We start from the raw sequence: 19,049 nt of genomic DNA, 5'->3' as shown, positions 1-19,049 counted from the left end.
CGACTTCTCCTGGCTCAATAGATGACGACGGAACGGATCGATTCGCCTTTCTTCATCAGGTCGAAGCCATCGTTGATCTGCTCCAGCTTGAGATGATGCGTGATCAGATCGTCGATATTGATCTTGCCTTCCATGTACCAGTCGACGATCTTCGGCACATCGGTGCGTCCGCGCGCGCCGCCGAACGCCGAGCCTTTCCACTCGCGGCCCGTCACGAGCTGGAACGGACGCGTGCTGATCTCCTCACCCGCCGCCGCCACGCCGATGATGAACGACTGCCCCCAGCCCTTGTGCGTGCATTCGAGCGCCTGACGCATCAGCTTCGTGTTGCCGACGCATTCGAACGAATAGTCCGCGCCGCCATCGGTCAACTGCACGATATGGTCGACGACGTTCTCGACTTCCTTCGGGTTGATGAAGTGCGTCATGCCGAACTTCTTCGCAAGCTCGACGCGACCTGGATTGATATCGACGCCGATGATCTTGTCCGCGCCGACCATCTTCGCGCCCTGAATCACGTTCAGGCCGATGCCGCCGAGCCCGAACACGACGACATTCGCGCCCGCTTCGACCTTCGCCGAATACACGACGGCGCCCACGCCCGTCGTCACGCCGCAGCCGATGTAGCAGATCTTGTCGAACGGCGCGTCTTCACGCACTTTCGCGACCGCGATCTCCGGCACGACGATGTAATTCGAAAACGTCGACGTGCCCATGTAGTGAAAGAGCGGCTTGCCATCGAGCGAAAAGCGCGAGGTGGCGTCGGGCATCAGGCCTTTGCCTTGCGTCGAGCGGATCGCCTGACAGAGATTCGTCTTGCGCGACAGACAGAACTTGCACTGGCGACACTCCGGCGTGTAAAGCGGAATGACGTGATCGCCCTTCTTCAGCGTGCCGACGCCCGGCCCGACATCCACGATCACGCCCGCGCCTTCGTGTCCGAGAATCGCCGGGAAGATGCCCTCCGGGTCCGCGCCCGACAACGTGTAGTAGTCGGTGTGGCAGATGCCCGTCGCCTTCACTTCGATCAGCACTTCACCCGCGCGCGGGCCTTCGAGATCGACTTCCTCGATCGTCAACGGCTTGCCGGCTTCCCATGCGATTGCTGCTTTCGTCTTCATCAATTAGCTCCCAAGGTTGTGAAAGTGTCAGCGCACGACATTCAGGACTTCGTAGCATGCGCCCATCGTGTGATAGTCGACCTTGCCGGCCGGGCTCTTTTCGTCGCTGTACTGGCGGTTGTCGCGCGTGAGGATGCGATACCACGCGCCCCACTTGTGATCGACGAAATGCTCCCAGCTATAGGCCCACAGGCGATCGTAATCGTTCCAGTAACGCACGGCGAGCGCGGCGTCGCCATCGCGTTGCGCGTGGTCCGCGAGCAGCGCCGCCGCCGCGAGCGATTCGGCCTGAACCCAGAAATATTTGTCTTCGTCGTAGAACTTGCCGTCGGGATCGAAGCCGTAGACCATGCCGCCGTGCTCGTGATCCCACGACAGTTCCAGCGCGCGGTCGAACAGCTCGCGCGCACGCTTCGCATGCCACGCCTCGGGACGATGACGGTCGAGAATCAGCAGCAGCTTCGCCCATTCCGTCTGGTGTCCCGGCTGAAAGCCCCACGGCCGGAAGATGTTGCTGCGGTCGCCCTTGTTGTAGTCCCAGTCGATCGACCAGTCCGGCTTGTAGTGTTCCCACACGAGGCCGCCCGCGAGCCCGGCCTGACGGTTCACCATGTTGTCCGCGAGCAAGGCCGCGCGATCGAGATAGCGCGCTTCGCCGGTCGCTTCGAACGCGGCGAGCAGCGCCTCGCAGGTATGCATGTTCGCGTTTTGCCCGCGATAGCCGGACACCTGCCAGTCCGCGCTCGCTTCGTCCTTGTAGAGTCCGTGCGGCGCATCCCAGAAGCGCGTTTCCATCAGGTTCCAGGTTTCGTCGAGATACGCGCGGGCTTCGTCGAATCCGGCTTCGACCGCCTTCGCATACGCGAGCACGACGAACGCGAGGCCATAGCAATGGTTGGTCGCATCGGTGACGTCGCGGCCATTCAACGTCCACGCATAGCCGCCGGTCTGCGGATTGCGATGAAATTCGCGCAGATAGTCGATGCCATGCGCCACGCCGCCGCGATATTCATCGAGCCCGAAGTGCTTGTACGCCATCGCGTAGTTGAAGACGAAGCGCGTGCTCGATACGAGATGACGCGAAGTACGGTCGTAGATCGTGCCGTCGTTCTTGTAGAAGTGGTAGAAGCCGCCCGCCGGGTCCATGCAGTGCGGGTGATAGAAGGTCATCGTGCGCAGCGCGTGATCGCGCAGGAACGCGCGCGAGCGGAAATCGGGATGTGACGGCGAGGGTGCGGGCATGGCTGAGGTCGATGTTGTCGTGACGAAGCGAGCTTCAGTTACCGCTCATATGAAGCGCCGCTTCATACTGCCCGACGCGAATGGCATCGGGATCAAAGGTACGAAAGTTTAAGCGGACTCGCGCTTCACTGCGAACCAGTCTTCGGCACGCCTGTACAGATCGATGAAGCGTGCGAGCCGTTCGTCGAGCGATGGGTTCGCGCGCGGCGTCGCGGCGAGCGTCGCCGTGGGTGCGAGCGATACGAGATCGCCCATGCGCCAGTGGCCCGCCGCGATGCCGCCGAGCAGCGCCGCGCCGCGTGTGGCCGCGTTCGGGCAATCGACGGCGTGCAGCTCGACGCGCAGTGCGTCGGCCAGCAACTGACGCCAGCGCGGATCGACGGAGCCGCCGCCCGCGAGCAACATCGAATCGAGTGCGGCGCCGTTGGCGCGTATCGCGTCGAGTCCCGCACGCGAGGCGAATGCCACGCCTTCGAACGCGGCGCGCATCATCGTGCCGCGCGTGTCGTCGAGGCCCAGACCGAGCCAGCCGCCGCGCGCGTTGGGGTTCATCCACGGAGAACGCTCGCCGCTCAGATAGGGCAGAAAGCTCACGGACGCGCTCGCGTCGGCGGTGAATGCGTCGTCGTAGGCTTCGGGCCACGATGCATGGCCGAGCCAGCCGCGCACCGCTTCCAGCGCGACGCCGACGTTCTGCATCGCCGCCATGCGATACCACGCGCCGGTCGCGGCACGATACGTGTGCAGACCGTGCGCCGGCGCGGGCGCTCGCGCACACATCACGACGATCTGGCCGCCCGTGCCGGTGGTGAGCAGCGCGTCGCCATCGGACGCGAGGCCGCTGCCGAGCGCGGCGCACGGCGTATCGCCCGCGCCGACGGCCATCGGAATGCCCGCGCGCAGGCCGAGTTCCGCCGCCGCTTCCGCCGACAGCATGCCGCCGCTTTCATGCGATGCTGCGAGCGGCGCAAACCACGCGCGCGGCAAAGCGAGTTTGTCGATGAGCGCATCGTCCCAATCGCCCGATGGCAAGGCGAGCGCGGTGGCGCATGCGTCCGACGCATCGGTCACGAACGTTCCGCCGAGTTTCGCGCGCAGCCAGTCCTTCGGCTGGAGCGCCCAGCGCGTGGCGGCAGCGGTCTGCGGTTCGTTCAGCGCAAGCCAGCGCAGCAACGGCCCGGCCATGCCGGGCGCGACCGGATTGCTCTGCGGGCCGGGCCACGCGTCGAGCAGATCGCGGGCGCGCGTGTCGGGCCAGAGCATGGCGGCGCGCAACGCGCGGCCATCGGCGGCGGCCGGCACGACACCGTGCATCTGCCCGGAAAAGCCGATCGCGCACACCGCTTCGCGCTCGTTCGCGGGCAGGCGCGAAGCGGCGCTGACGAGCGCCGAATACCACGCATCGACGGTCGTTTCGGCCCAACCGGGCTGCGCGCTGGTCACCGCATAAGCCGCGCTCGACGCTGCGGTTTCGCGACCGTCGCCGTCGACGATGGCGAGTTTCAGGGAGCCCGTGCCGAGATCGATGCCTAAGAAACGCATGGAATTTCGAGTCTGAAAAGACGTTAGGGAAAACGCGTAAAACCGGGGTTTACCCCGCCGTCACGCGATGAATGCGAAAAACGGACTATACGCGCGGCGTGATGCACATCATAACGACCACCCGAAGACCGCGGCCTTCCGTCACACGACGAATTTCGCGCGATATGCGTCAAACCCCTTGTGGCCGGGGCCTGCGGCCATTTGCACCACCGATGGCGCGCGCAACCCATATCGGCGCGCGAACGCGGCGTATAGCGCCGCGCGGTCTTGTTCGCACCTTTTAATGCACTTAACTTGGAGGCCAATCAAATGGAAGGCGATAAAGGAGAGAGACATGGCTTCAAGTTCAGTGAAACCGTCCGTGCACCCGTGCGACGAACGGCTGCCCGCCGGACAACTGCTCACGCTCGGCATACAGCACGTTCTCGTGATGTACGCGGGCGCGGTCGCGGTGCCGCTGATTCTCGGCGCCGCGATGGGCCTGCCCAAAGACCAGGTCGCGTTCCTCATCAGCGCCGACCTGTTCTCGTGCGGCGTCGCTACCCTGATCCAGACGCTCGGCCTCTGGATCTTCGGCATCAGGCTGCCCGTCATCATGGGCTGCACGTTCGCGGCCGTCGGACCGATGGTCGCGATCGGCACGAATCCCTCGCTCGGCATTCTCGACGTATTCGGCGCGACCATCGCGGCGGGCGTGATCGGCATCCTGCTCGCGCCGATGATCGGCAAGCTGCTGCGCTTCTTTCCGCCGGTCGTGGTCGGAACGGTGATCGCGGTGATCGGTCTTTCGCTGATGGGCGTCGGCATCAACTGGGCGGCGGGCGGCATCGGCAATCCTGATTACGGCAATCCGGTGTATCTGCTGCTTTCGCTCGTGGTGCTGTCGCTGATTCTGCTCATCAACAAGTTCGCGCGTGGGTTCATCGCGAATATTTCGGTGCTGCTCGGGATCGTCGTGGGGTTTGTCATCGCCGCGACGCTCGGCCACGTGAACATGGATGGCGTCGCGAGCGCGCCGTGGGTCGGCATCGTGCTGCCGTTCCACTTCGGCATGCCGCATTTCGATGCGCTCTCCGTCGCGACGATGGTCATCGTCATGTTCGTCACGTTCATCGAATCGACGGGCATGTTCCTCGCGGTCGGCGATCTCGTCGAGCGTCCGGTCGATCAGAAAGCGCTCGTGCGCGGTCTGCGTGTGGATGGTCTGGGCACGCTGATCGGCGGCATCTTCAACTCGTTCCCGCACACGTCGTTTTCGCAGAACGTCGGGCTGATCGGCGTGACGGGCGTGAAGAGCCGTTTCGTCTGCGCGACGGGCGGCGTGATTCTGGTCGTGCTCGGTCTCTTTCCGAAGATGGCGCAGGTGGTGGCTTCGGTCCCGCCGTTCGTGCTCGGCGGCGCGGGCATCGTGATGTTCGGCATGGTGGCGGCGAACGGCATCAAGACGCTGTCGCGCGTGGACTTCTCGAAGAATCAGCACAACCTGTTCATCGTCGCGGTGAGCGTGGGGATGGGCATGGTGCCGGTGGTCGCACCGAAATTCTTCACGCAACTGCCGCACGCGCTGGAGCCGATTCTTCACAGCGGGATTCTGCTGGCTTCGGTGTCGGCGGTGGTTTTGAACATCGTGTTCAATGGCGTTCGAAAGGAACGCGAGGCGCGGCGTGACGCGCGTGAGGCAGCGCATGAATTCGAAGGCGCGGCTCATGCGGGCGACGCGCATTGAGGAAGTCGTAACCCTGGAAGTGTTTGCTGGATGCTTGCGTTGGGCGCCGCGGTGAGAGCCGCGGCGTTTTTTTTGTTTTGTGTCGCAAAGGTGTTTCGCGGTGGCAGGGTACGGTCAGGACGGATATACTGACTGTGCCTCGCAAAGCTTCATGGCGTCGTCCCACACTTGGCAATCAGAGCCTCTGTTGTCGTGACGCCTGCGGGGCATTTTCTTTTCTGCTCCCACAACAGCAGTCCTCGCCTCTTCCAGACTTCTTCGATTCTCACGAATTCCTTCGCGTAGATGCTTGCGATCACGTTGCATACTTTGCGACCGAGCAACTTTCCAGGATGCAGGGCAACGATCACCGGCAACTCGACTGGACGAACTTCGAAAGTAACGATGACTGCCCCGCCCGCAGTGTCGGATCGATAGACGGCCTTCGGCTGAGCGATTGTGTCGTACAAGCGCTCCAACATCGGTCGGGTGATGCCGTGATCGAAATGAACCTTGTCGATGACCTTTCCCGTGATCACCAACGGCAACTGACTGATAGCCAGCCCAGGTAACGCGAGCAGCACCGGCGGCGTTTCGCCGACAACGACGAGGCGACCATGCTCTGTGTTTCCCGCCATGTTCGCCTGCATGACCCTGTCGAGCAGGTTCTGGTAATCGAGTCTTCCATGGCGGTACCGGGAACGCCTCGAGCGCGAAAATCCTACCCTCGAGGCGTCGCCTCATCTCACGAATCCACCGCCCGCGGCACATCCCCCGTCCGCTCGACCCACCCGCCTCCCAGCGCCTGATACAGCGCCACGAGATTGGCCAGCCGCTGCGTCCGCGCCGAAATCAACGTCTGCTGTGCCGCATACAAATCCTGCTGCGCCGTCAACACGCCGAGATAGCTATCGACACCTTGCCGATAACGCAGCGTCGACAAATCCAGCCGCCGCTGCTGCGCAGCCGTATCACGCTCGAGCGCCGCGATCTGCTGATCGTAAGTGCCACGCGCGGCAAGCCCGTTCGCGACGTCGCTGAAGGCCGACTGAATCGCCTTCTCATACTGCGCGACCTCGATTCTCTTCTGGATGTTCGCGAGATCCAGATTCGCAAGATTCTGACCGCCTTCGAAAATCGGCAATGTGATCGTCGGCGCGAAACTCCACGCCGCCGAGCCCGGCTTGAACAGCCCGCCGAGCGTCGGGCTCAGCGTGCCGAAGCTGCCGGTCAGCGAAATGCTCGGGAAGAACGCCGCCCGCGCCGCGCCGATATTCGCGTTCGCCGCCAGCAGATTCTGCTCGGCCTCCATGATGTCTGGCCGACGCAGCAACAGATCCGACGGCAACCCCGCCGGAATATCCGTGAGCAGGTTTTGCCCGTCGAGCGACATGCCGCCCGGCAGATCGTCCGGCATCGGTTCGCCGAGCAAAAGCACGAGCGCATTCACCGCCTGCGCCCTCGCACGCTCCTGCGCCTGCAGGTTCGCCGCCGCGCTTTCCATCACCGTGCGCGCCTGGCTCACGTCGAGCTCCGACGCCGTGCCGTTGTCGAACTGCAGCTTCACAATGCCGTAGGAATCGCTCGCGCTCTTGAGCGTCTGCCGCGTGACGGCGAGCAGGTCATCGGCTTGCAGCACTTGCAGATATTGCGTCGCCACTTGCGACACGAGCGAGATTTCCGTCGCCTTGCGCGCGTACGCCGTCGCGAAGTACTTCGCGAGCGCCTGATCCTTCAGGCTCTGCACGCGGCCGAACAGGTCGATTTCCCACGACGCGTTCAGACCCACCGAGTAAGTGTTCTGGATCGTCTGGTTGAAAAAGGACAGATCCTTCGGCGTGCGCTGCTTCGACTGGCCGGCCTGCGCGTCGAGCGTCGGAAACAGCTCCGAACGCGTGACGCGGTATTGCGCCTGCGCGGCTTGCACGTTGAGCATCGCGACACGCAGGTCGCGGTTGTTCTTCAACGAGATGTCGATGAGCCGCTCGAGGCGCGCATCGACGAAAAAGTCGCGCCAGCCGATATCCGCCGCGGCCGCGCCATCCGCGCTGCGCGCGCCGCCATTCGCCGCGACGGGCTGCGTCGCATACACGCCGTCCGTCGGGAAACTCGCCGATACCGGCGCGGCGGGGCGTTCGTACTTCGGCGCCATCGTGCAGCCGGTCGCCAGCATGGCGATGGCCGTTGCAATCAAGGAAAGTCTACGCATGTCAGTGTCCTTCGTTGCCCTGTTGCGCACGCCGCTGCGTTTCATAACGAGCAAGCGCGGCATCCGTGTCCTCCTTGTCGCCACCGAAGCGCGCGCGCACGACGACGAAGAACATCGGCACCATGAAAATGGCGAGGAAAGTCGCGGTCACCATGCCGCCGATCACGCCCGTGCCGATCGCGTGCTGGCTGCCCGAGCCCGCGCCGTTGCTGATCGCGAGCGGCATGGTGCCGAGAATGAACGCGAGCGAGGTCATCAGAATCGGCCGCAGACGCAGGCGCGCCGCTTCCAGCGCCGCTTCGATCGGCCCCATCTTTTGCGAGAGCTGGAGATCGCGCGCGAACTCGACGATCAGAATCGCGTTCTTCGCCGATAGCCCGACCGTGGTGAGCAAGCCGACCTGGAAGAACACGTCGTTCTCCAGTCCGCGCAGCGACACGGCGAGCAATGCGCCGATCACGCCGAGCGGCACGACCATGATCACGGAGAACGGAATCGACCAGCTCTCGTACAGCGCCGCGAGACACAGGAACACGACGAGAATCGAAATGCCGTAGAGAATCGGCGCCTGCGAGCCGGACTGGATCTGCTGATACGACAGCCCCGTCCACTCATAGCCGATGCCGGCCGGCAGCTTCGCCGCGAGCGCTTCCATCGCGGCCATCGCCTGGCCGGTGGATTTGCCCGGCGTCGCGACGCCCTGGATTTCGATCGACGACAAACCGTTGTAGCGCTCGAGCTTGGGCGAGCCGTAGCTCCATTCGGTCGTCGCGAACGACGAGAACGGCACCATCGAACCGGACGCATTGCGCACGTACCAGCTATTGATGTTCTCCGGCGACATGCGGAACGGCGCATCGCTCTGCATGTAGACCTTCTTGATGCGGCTGTCGGTATCGAGGAAGTTGTTCACATACTTCGATGCCCACGCGATCGAGAAGGTCTGGTCGATCATCGACGGATCGACGCCCTGCGCGATCGCCTTCTGGCGGTCGATGCTCACCTTGAACTGCGGCGCGTCGTTCAGTCCGTTCGGCCGAACCTGCGCGAGGGTCGGGTCCTTCGCGGCCATGCCGAGCAGCATCGCGCGCGCCTGCATGAGCTTTTCGTGCCCGAGACCGGCGCGGTCCTGAAGCTCGAAGTCGAAGCCCGAAGCCGTGCCGAGTTCCGGAATGGACGGCGGATTCACCGGGAACACGAGCGCGTTCTTGTAGCCTGCGAACGTGCCGTAAGTGCGGCCTACCAGCGCCTGGACCTTCTCGTTGGCGCTCGTGCGCTGCTTGAAGTCCTTCAGCCGCACGAAGACGAGGCCCGAGTTCTGACCATGACCCGCGAAGCTGAAGCCGTTCACCGTGAACACCGACTCGACGACGGCGCTTTCCTTCTTCAGCAGATAACCCGCGACATCGTCCAGCGCGCGCTGCGTCATTTCCTGCGTGGCACCGGCGGGCGTGGCCACCAGCACGAACATCGTGCCTTGGTCTTCATCCGGCAGGAACGCCTTCGGCAGACGCGTGAACAACATGCCGACCGCGACGATGATCACCAGATAAATGATGAGCCAGCGCCCCGAGCGTTTGATGACGTGCGCCACGCCGCCGTGGTACTTCGCCTGGCTCTTCGCGAAGGTGCGGTTGAACCAGCCGAAGAAGCCCGTCTTCTTCTCCTCGTGCCCCTTCGGATGCGGCTTCAGCATGGTCGCGCACAGTGCCGGCGTGAGCACCATCGCGGTGAGGACCGAAAGGCCCATCGCCGAGACGATCGTCAGCGAGAACTGACGGTAGATCGCGCCGACCGAGCCGCCCGTGAACGCCACCGGCACGAACACCGCCGCGAGCACCAGCGCCACGCCGACGAGCGCGCCGGTGATCTGGCTCATCGCCTTTTTCGTGGCTTCCTTCGGCGAAAGCCCTTCTTCCGTCATCACGCGCTCGACGTTCTCCACCACCACGATGGCGTCGTCCACCAGCAGGCCGATCGCGAGCACGAGGCCGAACATCGACAGCGTGTTGATCGAGAAACCAGCCGCCCCCATGATCGCGAAGGTGCCGAGCAGCACCACCGGCACGGCGATGGTCGGAATCAACGTTGCGCGCAGGTTCTGCAGGAACAGATACATCACGAGGAACACCAGCACGATGGCCTCGAAGAGCGTCTTGATCACGTCGGCGATCGACTGCTTCACGAACGGCGTCGTGTCGTACGGGTACTTCACGACGACACCGTGCGGAAAGAACTTCGAAAGCTGATCGATCTTCGCGCGCACCGCGTTGGCGGTGGCGAGCGCGTTCGCGCCGGTCGCTAGCTGAATGCCGAAGCCCGCCGCCGGACGGCCGTTGTACTGCGTCTCGAAGTTGTAGTTCTCGCCGCCCAGACCGAGGCGCGCGACATCGCGCAGGCGCACCTGCGAGCCGTCCTGGCTCACTTTCAGCAGCACGTTGCCGAATTGCTCGGGCGTGCGCAAAAGCGTCGCTTCGGTGATGGTCGCCTGCATCGACTGGCCGGGCACGGCGGGTACGCCGCCCAGCTGCCCGCCCGCGACCTGCACGTTCTGCGATTGCAGCGCGTTCTGCACGTCCACCGGCGTGAGGTTGTACTTGGTCAGCTTGTTCGGATCGAGCCAGATCCGCATGGCGTACTGCGAGCCGAACAGCGTCACGGTGCCGACGCCGTTCAGACGACTCACCGGATCCTGCACGTTCGACGCCACGTAGTTCGCGAGGTCGTCGCGCGTCATGCTGCCGTCTTCGGACACGAACGCCAGCACGAGCAGGAAGCTGCTGCTCGACTTGGTCACGCTGATGCCCAGCTGCTGCACGACCGCCGGCAGATTGGGCGTGGCGAGCTGCAGCTTGTTCTGCACCTGCACCTGCGCGATGTCCGCGTTGGTGCCGGCGGCGAAGGTCAGCGTGACGGTCGCGGTGCCGCTGTCATCGGATGTGGATGACAGATACAGCAGGTGATCCAGCCCGCTCATCTGCTGCTCGATCACCTGCGTGACGGTGTTTTCCACGGTCTGCGCCGACGCGCCGGGATAGTTGGCGGAAATCTGGATCGCGGGCGGCGCGATGGTCGGATACTGCGCGACCGGCAGCGTCGTGACCGACGCGAGACCCGCCAGCATCAGAATGATGGCGATCACCCACGCGAAAATCGGGCGATCGATAAAGAACTTGGCCATGGGGCGTGCCTCCATCAGGCGCCGGATGCGGGCTTCGCCGCATCGGCGGGCGCTTCAGGCAGATGCGCCGGCACGGCCTTTACTTCCATGCCCGGACGCACTTTGTCGATGCCCTCGACGATCACGCGATCGCCCGCGTTCAGGCCGCCGTCGACCACCCAGTTCTGGCCGTGCGTGCCCGACGTCACGAGCGGACGCAGCGCCACCTTGTTGTCCTTGTCGACGACCATCGCGATCGGCGTGCCCTTCTGGTCGTGCGTGATGCCCTGCACCGGCACGACGAGCGCGGACGGATTCACGCCCTCCTCGATGCGCGCGCGCACGAACATGCCCGGCAGCAGCACGCGGTCCTTGTTCAGGAAGACCGCACGCACGGTGACCGAGCCGGTCGACTGGTCCACGGTCACATCGCTGAATTGCAGCTTGCCCTGCTCCGAATAGACGCGGCCGTCTTCCAGGATCAGCGTGACCTTGGCGGCGTTCGGGCCGTTCGTCGATAGACGCCCTTCCTGGATCTGACGGCGCAGCTTGAGGCCGTCGAGGCTCGATTGTGTGAGATCCACGTACATCGGATCGAGCTGCTGGACGGTGACCATCAGAGTTGCCTGCGCCGCCTGCACGTAGGCGCCAGGCGTGACCTGCGAGATGCCGGCCTGTCCGGTCACGGGTGACGTCACGTCCGTGTAGCCGAGGTTGATCTGCGCGGTATCGATCGCGGCCTTCGCGGACGCGACATCGGCCTCAGCCTGACCTTGCGACGCCACCGCGTTGTCGTAATCCTGCTTGCTGACCGCATTCGCCGCGACGAGCACCTTGTAGCGCTCCGCCTGCGCGGTCGTCGAGACGAGGTTCGCCTGCGCCTTCGCGTACGACGCCTTCGCGTTGTTCAGTTGCGCGATGTAGGGCGCGGGATCGATCTTGTAGAGCCGCTGCCCAGCCTTGACGACACTGCCTTCGGTGAATTCGCGGCGCAGCACGATGCCGTCGACGCGCGCGCGCACCTGGGCATCGACGAAAGCGCTCGTGCGGCCCGTCAGCTCCGCCGTGACCGGCACCGCGATCGATTCGAGCGTGACGACGCCGACTTCCGGCGTATGCGATGCCATCGCGGGAGGTTTCTCCCCGCAGCCGGCTGCCAGCAGCGCGGCCGTCGTGACACCGATGAGGCGGTATGGAATCCGTTTGAGAAGCATGGGACGCAAACCTCTGAAGTTGCTGAAGATGAAAGGCGCGCGAACCGGTGTTTCGGCTCGACGGCGCGTCGGGGGTGGCTGATCGTCGCGTCGCTTGGCAAAGCGCCGCCGGCGCGTGGAGACGGCGCCGTCATCTCCTGGAGAAGGCGACGATATTTTTCGGATAACTGAATTTAGACTGAGCCCGAACGCGAATTCTCCGGCCGAATGCGGTGAACGATTCGCGCTGCTTGCATGACAAGCCGCCGATTATAGATATCGTTCGAGATGAGGATGCCTAAACTACCGGCAAGTCTGTGAAAATTTGATTGCGATTAAAACAAAGATGGCGAAGCGTCCGTAAAGGCAAAATTTTGTCGCAATCGGACGCTTCCGGACGCGGGAACTGACCGCGGAAACCCAAAAAAAAGCCCGGCGCGAGGCCGGGCTTCACTTGCAACAAATCGAGTCGATTCAGGTCATCAACCCGCCGCCGGCGCCGAGGCCGGCTGCGGCGCACGATCCGAGCCGTAGTCGACGGGCGCATCCGCCGGGCGCGGCATATCGCCGGAACGCTCGATCCAGCCGCCGCCCATGAACTGATACAGATCGACGAGGTTCGTCAGGCGATTCAACCGCGCCGTGATCAGCAGTTGCTGCGCTTCGTAGAGCGCCGTCTGCGCGGTCAGCACCGCGAGATAGCTGTCGACGCCGTTGCGATAGCGCAGGTCCGACAGCTCCAGACGACGGCTCTGCGAGTTCACGAAACGCTCGAGCGACTTGATCTGCTCGTCGAAGGTGCCGCGCGCGGCGAGGCCGTCCGCGACTTCGCGGAACGCGGTCTGGATCGCCTTCTCGTAGTTGGCGATCTCGATGCGCTTCTGCACGTTCGCGAGATCGAGATTGGCTTTGTTCTGGCCGCCCTCGAAGATCGGCACCGTGATCTGCGGCGCGAACGACCACGCCGCCGAACCCGGCTTGAAGAGGCCGCCGAGCGTCGGCGACAGCGTGCCGAAGCTGCCCGTCAGCGAGACGCGCGGGAAGAACGCCGCACGCGCCGCGCCGATGTTCGCGTTGGCCGCGAGCAGCGACTGTTCCGCCGCCGCGATGTCCGGACGGCGCGTCAGCAGATCGGACGGCAGGCCCGCCGGGATATCGGACAAGATGTTCTGCGTGTCGAGCGGCATGCCAGCGGGAAGATCCGCCGGCAACGGCTCGCCGACCAGCAGCACGAGCCCGTTTTCCGCCTGCGCGCGCAGACGCGCCTGCGTTTGCAGATTCGCCTGCGCCTCTTCGACCACGCCTTCGGACTGGCGCAAGTCCAGTTCCGTGCCCGTGCCGTTGTCGTACTGCAGCTTGGTGATGCGGAACGACTCCTGCGCGGTCTTCAGCGTGTTCTGCGTGACGGCGAGCGCGTCGTCGTAAGCGAGCATCGTCAGATACTGGTCCGCCACCGACGACACCAGCGCGATCTCCGCCGCCTTGCGCGATTCTGCCGTCGACAGATACTGCGCGAGCGCCTGATCCTTCAGGCTGCGGATGCGCCCGAAGAAGTCGATTTCCCACGACGCGTTCAGGCCGACCGAATACGTGTTCGAGATCGTCTGGTTGAAGAACGACAGATTCTTCGGCGTGCGCTGCTTGCTTTGCGACGCGGCGCCTTCGAGCGTCGGAAAGAGCCCGGCGCGCGTGATCTGATACTGCGCCTGCGCCGCCTCGACGTTGAGGACCGAGACGCGCAGGTCGCGGTTGTTCTTCAGTGCGAGCTCGACGATCTTCTGCAGGCGCGCATCGGCGAAGAAATCACGCCAGCCGATTTCCGGCGCGCTCTGTCCGTTCGCGGTGCGGCCATTGCTCGCCGATGACGACGCGTCCGGCTGGTGCGCGTACACGCCGCCTTCGGGAAACGTCTGCGTGACGGGCTCGGGCGGCCGCTCGTACTTCGGCTGGAGCGTGCAGCCCGCGGCGAATACCGCCACGGCGGCCGCGATCAAGGAATGTTTAAGCATCTCAGTGTCCTTCCTTACCGTTCGTGCCTTCGATGTCGCCCGACGAACCCGGTGCCGGCATGTCCTTGCTCTTGCTGAACTTGCTGATAACGACGAAGAACATCGGAATCATGAAGATGGCGAGGAACGTCGCGGTCAACATGCCGCCGATCACGCCGGTGCCGATCGCGTGCTGGCTCGCCGAGCCCGCGCCGTTGCTGATCGCGAGCGGCAGCACGCCGAGAATGAACGCGAGCGAGGTCATCAGAATCGGGCGCAACCGCAGGCGCGCCGCTTCCATCGCCGCTTCCACCGTCGACATGCCCTGCATGCGCAGCTCACGCGCGAACTCCACGATCAGAATCGCGTTCTTCGCCGACAGACCCACCGTCGTCAACAGGCCGACCTGGAAGAACACGTCGTTCTCCAGACCGCGCAACGTCGCGGCCAAGAGCGCGCCCAGCACGCCGAGCGGCACGACCATGATCACCGAGAACGGAATCGACCAGCTTTCATACAGCGCCGCGAGACACAGGAACACGACGAGGATCGAGATGCCGTACAGGATCGGCGCCTGCGAACCCGACTGCCGTTCCTGATACGACAGACCCGTCCACTCGTAGCCGATGCCCGCCGGCAGCTTCGCCGCGATGGCTTCGATCGCCGTCATCGCCTGACCCGTCGACTTGCCGGGAGCCGCTGCGCCCTGAATTTCCACCGCCGAGATACCGTTGTAACGCTCGAGCTTCGGCGAACCGTAGGTCCAGTTGCCGGTCGCGAACGCGCCGAACGGCACCATCGTTCCCGCGCCATTGCGCACGTACCACTTGCTCAGGTCGTCCGGATTCATGCGGAACGGGCCGTCGCCCTGCACGTAGACCTTCTTGATCCGGTTATCGACGTCGAGGAAGTTGTTCACGTACTGCGACGCCCAGGCGATCGAGAACGTCTGGTCGATGTCCGAAATCACGACGCCGAGCGCGTTGGCCTTCTCGCGGTCGATGTTCACCTTGAACTGCGGCGTGTCGTTCAGGCCGTTCGGACGCACCTGCGCGAGCGTCGGGTCCTTCGCCGCCATGCCGAGCAGCATGTTGCGCGCTTCCATCAGCTTCGCGTGGCCGAGGCCGCCGCGATCCTGCAGCTCGAAGTCGAAGCCCGCCGCCGTGCCGAGTTCAGGAATCGAAGGCGGATTGACCGGGAAGATCAGCGCGTCCTTGTAGGGCGCGAAGTGCATGAACATGCGCCCGACCAGCGCCTGCACCTTCTCGTTGCTGTGCTGGCGTTCCGCGTAGTCCTTCATCCGCACGAACACGAGGCCGGAGTTCTGGCCGCGGCCCGCGAACGAGAAGCCGTTCACCGTGAACACGGATTCGACGATCGACTTTTCGTCCTTCAGCAGATAGTCCTGCACGTCCTTCAGCACGTGCGCCGTGTATTCCTGCGTGGAGCCGGCGGGCGCCTGCACGAGCACGAACATCGTGCCCTGATCCTCATCCGGCAGGAACGACTTCGGCAGACGCAGGAACAGCATCCCCACCGCGACGATCACGACGATGTAGATGATGAGCCAGCGCCCCGAGCGGCGAATCACGTGCTGCACGCCGCCGTGGTACTTCTCCTGACTCTTGTTGAAGGTGCGGTTGAACCAGCCGAAGAAACCCTTCTTCTCCGGCTCGTGCCCTTCCGGATGCGGCTTCAGGAGCGTCGCGCACAGCGCTGGCGTGAGAACCAGCGCGACCATCACGGACAGCACCATCGCGGCCACGATCGTCAGCGAGAACTGCCGGTAGATCGCGCCGACCGAGCCGCCCGAGAACGCCACCGGCACGAACACCGCCGACAGCACCAGCGCCACGCCGATCAGCGCGCCCGTGATCTGGTCCATCGCCTTGCGGGTGGCGTCGCGGGGCGACAGATGCTCCTCGGTCATCACCCGCTCGACGTTCTCCACCACCACGATCGCATCGTCGACCAGCAGGCCGATCGCGAGCACGAGACCGAACATCGACAGCACGTTGATCGAGAAGCCCACCGCCGACATGATCGCGAACGTGCCGAGCAGCACCACCGGCACCGCGATCGTCGGGATGATCGTCGCCCGCAGGTTCTGCAGGAACAGATACATCACGAGGAACACGAGCACGATGCCTTCGATCAGCGTCTTGACCACTTCCTCGATCGACAGGCGCACGAACGGCGTCGTGTCGTACGGATACTTCACCACCAGTCCATGCGGGAAGTACTTCGACAGATCGTCGATCTTTGCCCGGACCGCCTTTGCCGTGGAGAGCGCGTTGGCGCCCGTCGCAAGCTGGATACCGAAGCCGGCCGTCGGCTGGCCGTTGTACTTGGTGTCGAAGTTGTAGTTTTCGCCGCCGAGCTCGATTCGCGCGACATCCTTCAGACGCACGCGCGAGCCGTCCTGATTCACCTTCAGCAGGATGTCGCCGAACTGCTCGGGCGTGCGCAGCAGCGTCGCTTCCGTGATGGTCGCCTGGAGCATCTGCCCCGGCACCGCCGGCGTGCCGCCGAGACCGCCCGCCGCCACCTGCACGTTCTGATTGGTGATGGCGTTCTTCACGTCGACCGGCGTGAGCGAATAGTTCGTCAGCTTGGTCGCATCGAGCCAGACGCGCATCGCATACTGCGAGCCGAACAGCGTCGTGGTGCCGACGCCGTCGATACGCGAGAGCGGATCGGCCACGTTCGACGCCACGTAGTTCGCGAGGTCGTACTTGCTCATGCTGCCGTCTTCGGACACGAACGCGAGCACGAGCAGGAAGCTCGAACTCGATTTCGTGACCTTCGTGCCGAGCTGCTGCACGACCTGCGGCAGAAGCGGCGTGGCGAGCTGCAGCTTGTTCTGCACCTGCACCTGCGCGATGTCCGGATTGGTGCCCGCCGCGAACGTCAGCGTGACGGTGGCCGTGCCGGAGTCATCGGAGGTCGACGACAGATACAGCAAGTGGTCGAGACCGGTCATCTGCTGCTCGATCACCTGCGTGACCGTGTTTTCCACGGTGCTCGCCGATGCGCCCGGATACGTCGCGCTGATCTGGATCGCAGGCGGCGCGATCGTCGGATACTGCGCGACCGGCAGCGTGAAGATCGACGCCATCCCCGCCAGCATCAGGATGATCGCGATCACCCACGCGAAGATCGGCCGATCGATAAAAAACTTTGCCATGTAACAGGCTCCCTTTCGTTACGCGCCCGAAGCGGCCGATGCGGCTTGCGCACCACTCGCCCCGCTCGCGTTGGCCGGAGCGGCAGCGCCCGGCGCGGATGCCGCCTGCGCGTCCGATGCGGGATACGGGAATTTCGCGTCGACCGGCTTCACCTGCATGCCGGGCTTCGCCTTCTCCACGCCGTTCACGATCACGCGATCGCCCGGGTTCAGGCCGCTGTCGACCACCCAGTTGTTGCCGTAGGTGGCGCTCGTGACGAGCTGGCGCAGTTCGACCTTGTCGTCCTTGTTGACGACGAGCGCGGTCGGCGTGCCCTTCTGGTCGTGCGTGACGCCGATCTGCGGCACGACGAGCGCGTGGTCGTTCACGCCTTCCTGAATTCGGGCGCGCACGAACATGCCCGGCAGCAGCACGCGGTCCTTGTTCTGGAAGATCGCGCGCACCGTCACCGAACCGGTGCTCTGATCGACGCTCACGTCCGAGAACTGCAGCTTGCCCTGCTCGGTGTAGGTGCGGCCGTCTTCGAGCACGAGCGTCACTTTCGCGGCGTGAAGGCCTTCTGTCTGCAGCCGCCCTTCCTGAATCTGGCGGCGCAGCTTCAGTCCGTCGACGCTCGATTGCGTCAGGTCGACGTAGATCGGATCGAGCTGCTGCACGGTGGTGAGCAGCGTCGCGGCGCTCGCCTGCACGTACGCGCCCGGCGTGACCTGCGACAGTCCGGTGCGGCCGGTGATCGGCGAGACGACATCGGTGTAGCCGAGGTTGATCTGCGCGGTATCCACCGATGCCTTGCCGGCCGCGACATCCGCCACGGCCTGGCCCTGCGAGGCGACGGCGTTGTCGTAATCCTGCTTCGACACCGCGTTGGCCGCGACCAGAACCTTGTAGCGCGACACGAGCGAGTTCTGCGACGCGACGTTCGCCTGGGCCTTCGCCAGCGTCGCCTTCGCGTTGTTCAGCGCGGCGATGTACGGCGCCGGATCGATCTTGTAGAGCCGCTGACCGGCCTTGACCTCGGCGCCTTCGGTGAATTCACGGCGCAGCACGATGCCATCCACCCGTGCGCGCACTTGCGCGACGAGGTAGGCGTTGGTGCGGCCCGGCAGATCGACGACGACCGGCACGCTCGTCGGCTGCACGGTGACGATGCCGACTTCGGGCGTTTGTGGCGGAGGTGCTGATTGTTTTTGTCCGCACGCTGCCAGGAACACGGCAGCCGTCGCGGCGGTGATTAAGCGGAGTGGAACCCGTTCGACGCGCATGGAGCGACCTCTGTCTAAGACTGAGAGTGAAGTGGGTGCGCGGCGGCCTTCCCCGGGCAATGCCGCGCACGAGCGTCATAAGACGCCGACCAATAAACAAGACAGTGAGACCAGTGAGCGCAACCGCCGGCCAGCGGCCGGGTCGTCATGCCCGTGCGCAGCGCTTATGAAGCGCCGCCCCAAGGCCTGAGGACGGCCAGAACGGGCAATCGAAGTGCAAGCTTAAATCGGAATCTGCTCGCTGGCTGAATTGTAAATATTGGTGAACGGGTGGTATTGTATATACATTCGTGGATGAATGTAAAAAACCGTACGTGTTTATCCCCATTGGAAGCGCGAAAGAAACCGCTCAGGGGAATCGATTACGTTCGACGAATCTTCGACAAGACCGCCATCGCGCGGTCCTTCAATTGCAGTAGCGGGAGCAGACGGCCAGCGG

11 protein-coding genes are annotated in these 19,049 nt (G+C 64.1%); 1 reads left to right on the top strand and 10 read right to left on the bottom strand.

Annotated features, from left to right (window positions below):
- Positions 1–14 precede the first annotated feature (14 nt).
- The 3 genes from NK8_RS02840 to NK8_RS02830 form a co-directional block, all read right to left on the bottom strand.
- Positions 15–1,121: an S-(hydroxymethyl)glutathione dehydrogenase/class III alcohol dehydrogenase gene (locus NK8_RS02840; RefSeq protein ID WP_162064994.1), complete on the bottom strand. Its 1,107-nt coding sequence runs from the start codon at positions 1,119–1,121 to the stop codon at positions 15–17.
- A 27-nt stretch (positions 1,122–1,148) separates the two neighbouring features.
- Positions 1,149–2,363, bottom strand: coding sequence for an AGE family epimerase/isomerase (locus NK8_RS02835; protein WP_213227307.1), 1,215 nt, complete (start codon positions 2,361–2,363; stop codon positions 1,149–1,151).
- A gap of 108 nt (positions 2,364–2,471) precedes the next feature.
- Complete coding sequence (locus NK8_RS02830) at positions 2,472–3,905, bottom strand: xylulokinase (protein WP_213227305.1); 1,434 nt, start codon at positions 3,903–3,905, stop codon at positions 2,472–2,474.
- 334 nt (positions 3,906–4,239) lie between these two features.
- Between NK8_RS02830 and NK8_RS02825 the strand changes: the two genes are divergently transcribed.
- Positions 4,240–5,631 (top strand): nucleobase:cation symporter-2 family protein, encoded by a 1,392-nt coding sequence (locus NK8_RS02825; RefSeq protein WP_213227302.1) that lies wholly within the window; start codon positions 4,240–4,242, stop codon positions 5,629–5,631.
- Between the two features lie 149 nt (positions 5,632–5,780).
- On the opposite strand, the gene NK8_RS02820 is transcribed toward NK8_RS02825, so the two are convergent.
- From NK8_RS02820 to NK8_RS02790, 7 genes are all read right to left on the bottom strand, one after another.
- The gene (locus NK8_RS02820; RefSeq protein ID WP_213227300.1) at positions 5,781–6,260 is read right to left on the bottom strand and encodes a hypothetical protein; all 480 of its coding nucleotides are present in this window, start codon (positions 6,258–6,260) and stop codon (positions 5,781–5,783) included.
- 95 nt (positions 6,261–6,355) lie between these two features.
- On the bottom strand, positions 6,356–7,819 hold the full coding sequence (locus tag NK8_RS02815; RefSeq protein WP_213227298.1) for an efflux transporter outer membrane subunit: 1,464 nt from the start codon (positions 7,817–7,819) through the stop codon (positions 6,356–6,358).
- Position 7,820: 1 nt separating this feature from the next.
- Positions 7,821–11,000, bottom strand: a complete 3,180-nt coding sequence (locus NK8_RS02810; RefSeq protein WP_213227297.1) for an efflux RND transporter permease subunit — start codon at positions 10,998–11,000, stop codon at positions 7,821–7,823.
- A gap of 14 nt (positions 11,001–11,014) precedes the next feature.
- Positions 11,015–12,193: an efflux RND transporter periplasmic adaptor subunit gene (locus tag NK8_RS02805; RefSeq protein WP_213227296.1), complete on the bottom strand. Its 1,179-nt coding sequence runs from the start codon at positions 12,191–12,193 to the stop codon at positions 11,015–11,017.
- 461 nt (positions 12,194–12,654) lie between these two features.
- A complete protein-coding gene (locus NK8_RS02800) occupies positions 12,655–14,181 on the bottom strand; it encodes an efflux transporter outer membrane subunit (RefSeq protein WP_162064986.1) in 1,527 nt (508 codons plus the stop codon).
- Between the two features lies 1 nt (position 14,182).
- Positions 14,183–17,347 (bottom strand): efflux RND transporter permease subunit, encoded by a 3,165-nt coding sequence (locus tag NK8_RS02795; RefSeq protein ID WP_162064985.1) that lies wholly within the window; start codon positions 17,345–17,347, stop codon positions 14,183–14,185.
- Positions 17,348–17,365: 18 nt separating this feature from the next.
- A complete protein-coding gene (locus NK8_RS02790; protein ID WP_213227295.1) occupies positions 17,366–18,610 on the bottom strand; it encodes an efflux RND transporter periplasmic adaptor subunit in 1,245 nt (414 codons plus the stop codon).
- Positions 18,611–19,049 lie beyond the last annotated feature (439 nt).

This window comes from Caballeronia sp. NK8 (assembly GCF_018408855.1).
In the GTDB taxonomy this organism is placed as follows: Bacteria; Pseudomonadota; Gammaproteobacteria; order Burkholderiales; family Burkholderiaceae; genus Caballeronia.
Note: the sequence above shows the minus strand (reverse complement) of the source record. Positions and strands in the feature narration are given on the sequence as shown.

What these genes read in the sequence shown, in the direction of transcription:
- NK8_RS02840 (WP_162064994.1), bottom strand. Translation starts at nt 1,121, where the DNA reads ATGAAGACGAAAGCAGCAATCGCATGGGAAGCCGGCAAGCCGTTGACG.
- NK8_RS02835 (WP_213227307.1), bottom strand. Translation starts at nt 2,363, where the DNA reads ATGCCCGCACCCTCGCCGTCACATCCCGATTTCCGCTCGCGCGCGTTC.
- NK8_RS02830 (WP_213227305.1), bottom strand. Translation starts at nt 3,905, where the DNA reads ATGCGTTTCTTAGGCATCGATCTCGGCACGGGCTCCCTGAAACTCGCC.
- NK8_RS02825 (WP_213227302.1), top strand. Translation starts at nt 4,240, where the DNA reads ATGGCTTCAAGTTCAGTGAAACCGTCCGTGCACCCGTGCGACGAACGG.
- NK8_RS02820 (WP_213227300.1), bottom strand. Translation starts at nt 6,260, where the DNA reads ATGCAGGCGAACATGGCGGGAAACACAGAGCATGGTCGCCTCGTCGTT.
- NK8_RS02815 (WP_213227298.1), bottom strand. Translation starts at nt 7,819, where the DNA reads ATGCGTAGACTTTCCTTGATTGCAACGGCCATCGCCATGCTGGCGACC.
- NK8_RS02810 (WP_213227297.1), bottom strand. Translation starts at nt 11,000, where the DNA reads ATGGCCAAGTTCTTTATCGATCGCCCGATTTTCGCGTGGGTGATCGCC.
- NK8_RS02805 (WP_213227296.1), bottom strand. Translation starts at nt 12,193, where the DNA reads ATGCTTCTCAAACGGATTCCATACCGCCTCATCGGTGTCACGACGGCC.
- NK8_RS02800 (WP_162064986.1), bottom strand. Translation starts at nt 14,181, where the DNA reads ATGCTTAAACATTCCTTGATCGCGGCCGCCGTGGCGGTATTCGCCGCG.
- NK8_RS02795 (WP_162064985.1), bottom strand. Translation starts at nt 17,347, where the DNA reads ATGGCAAAGTTTTTTATCGATCGGCCGATCTTCGCGTGGGTGATCGCG.
- NK8_RS02790 (WP_213227295.1), bottom strand. Translation starts at nt 18,610, where the DNA reads ATGCGCGTCGAACGGGTTCCACTCCGCTTAATCACCGCCGCGACGGCT.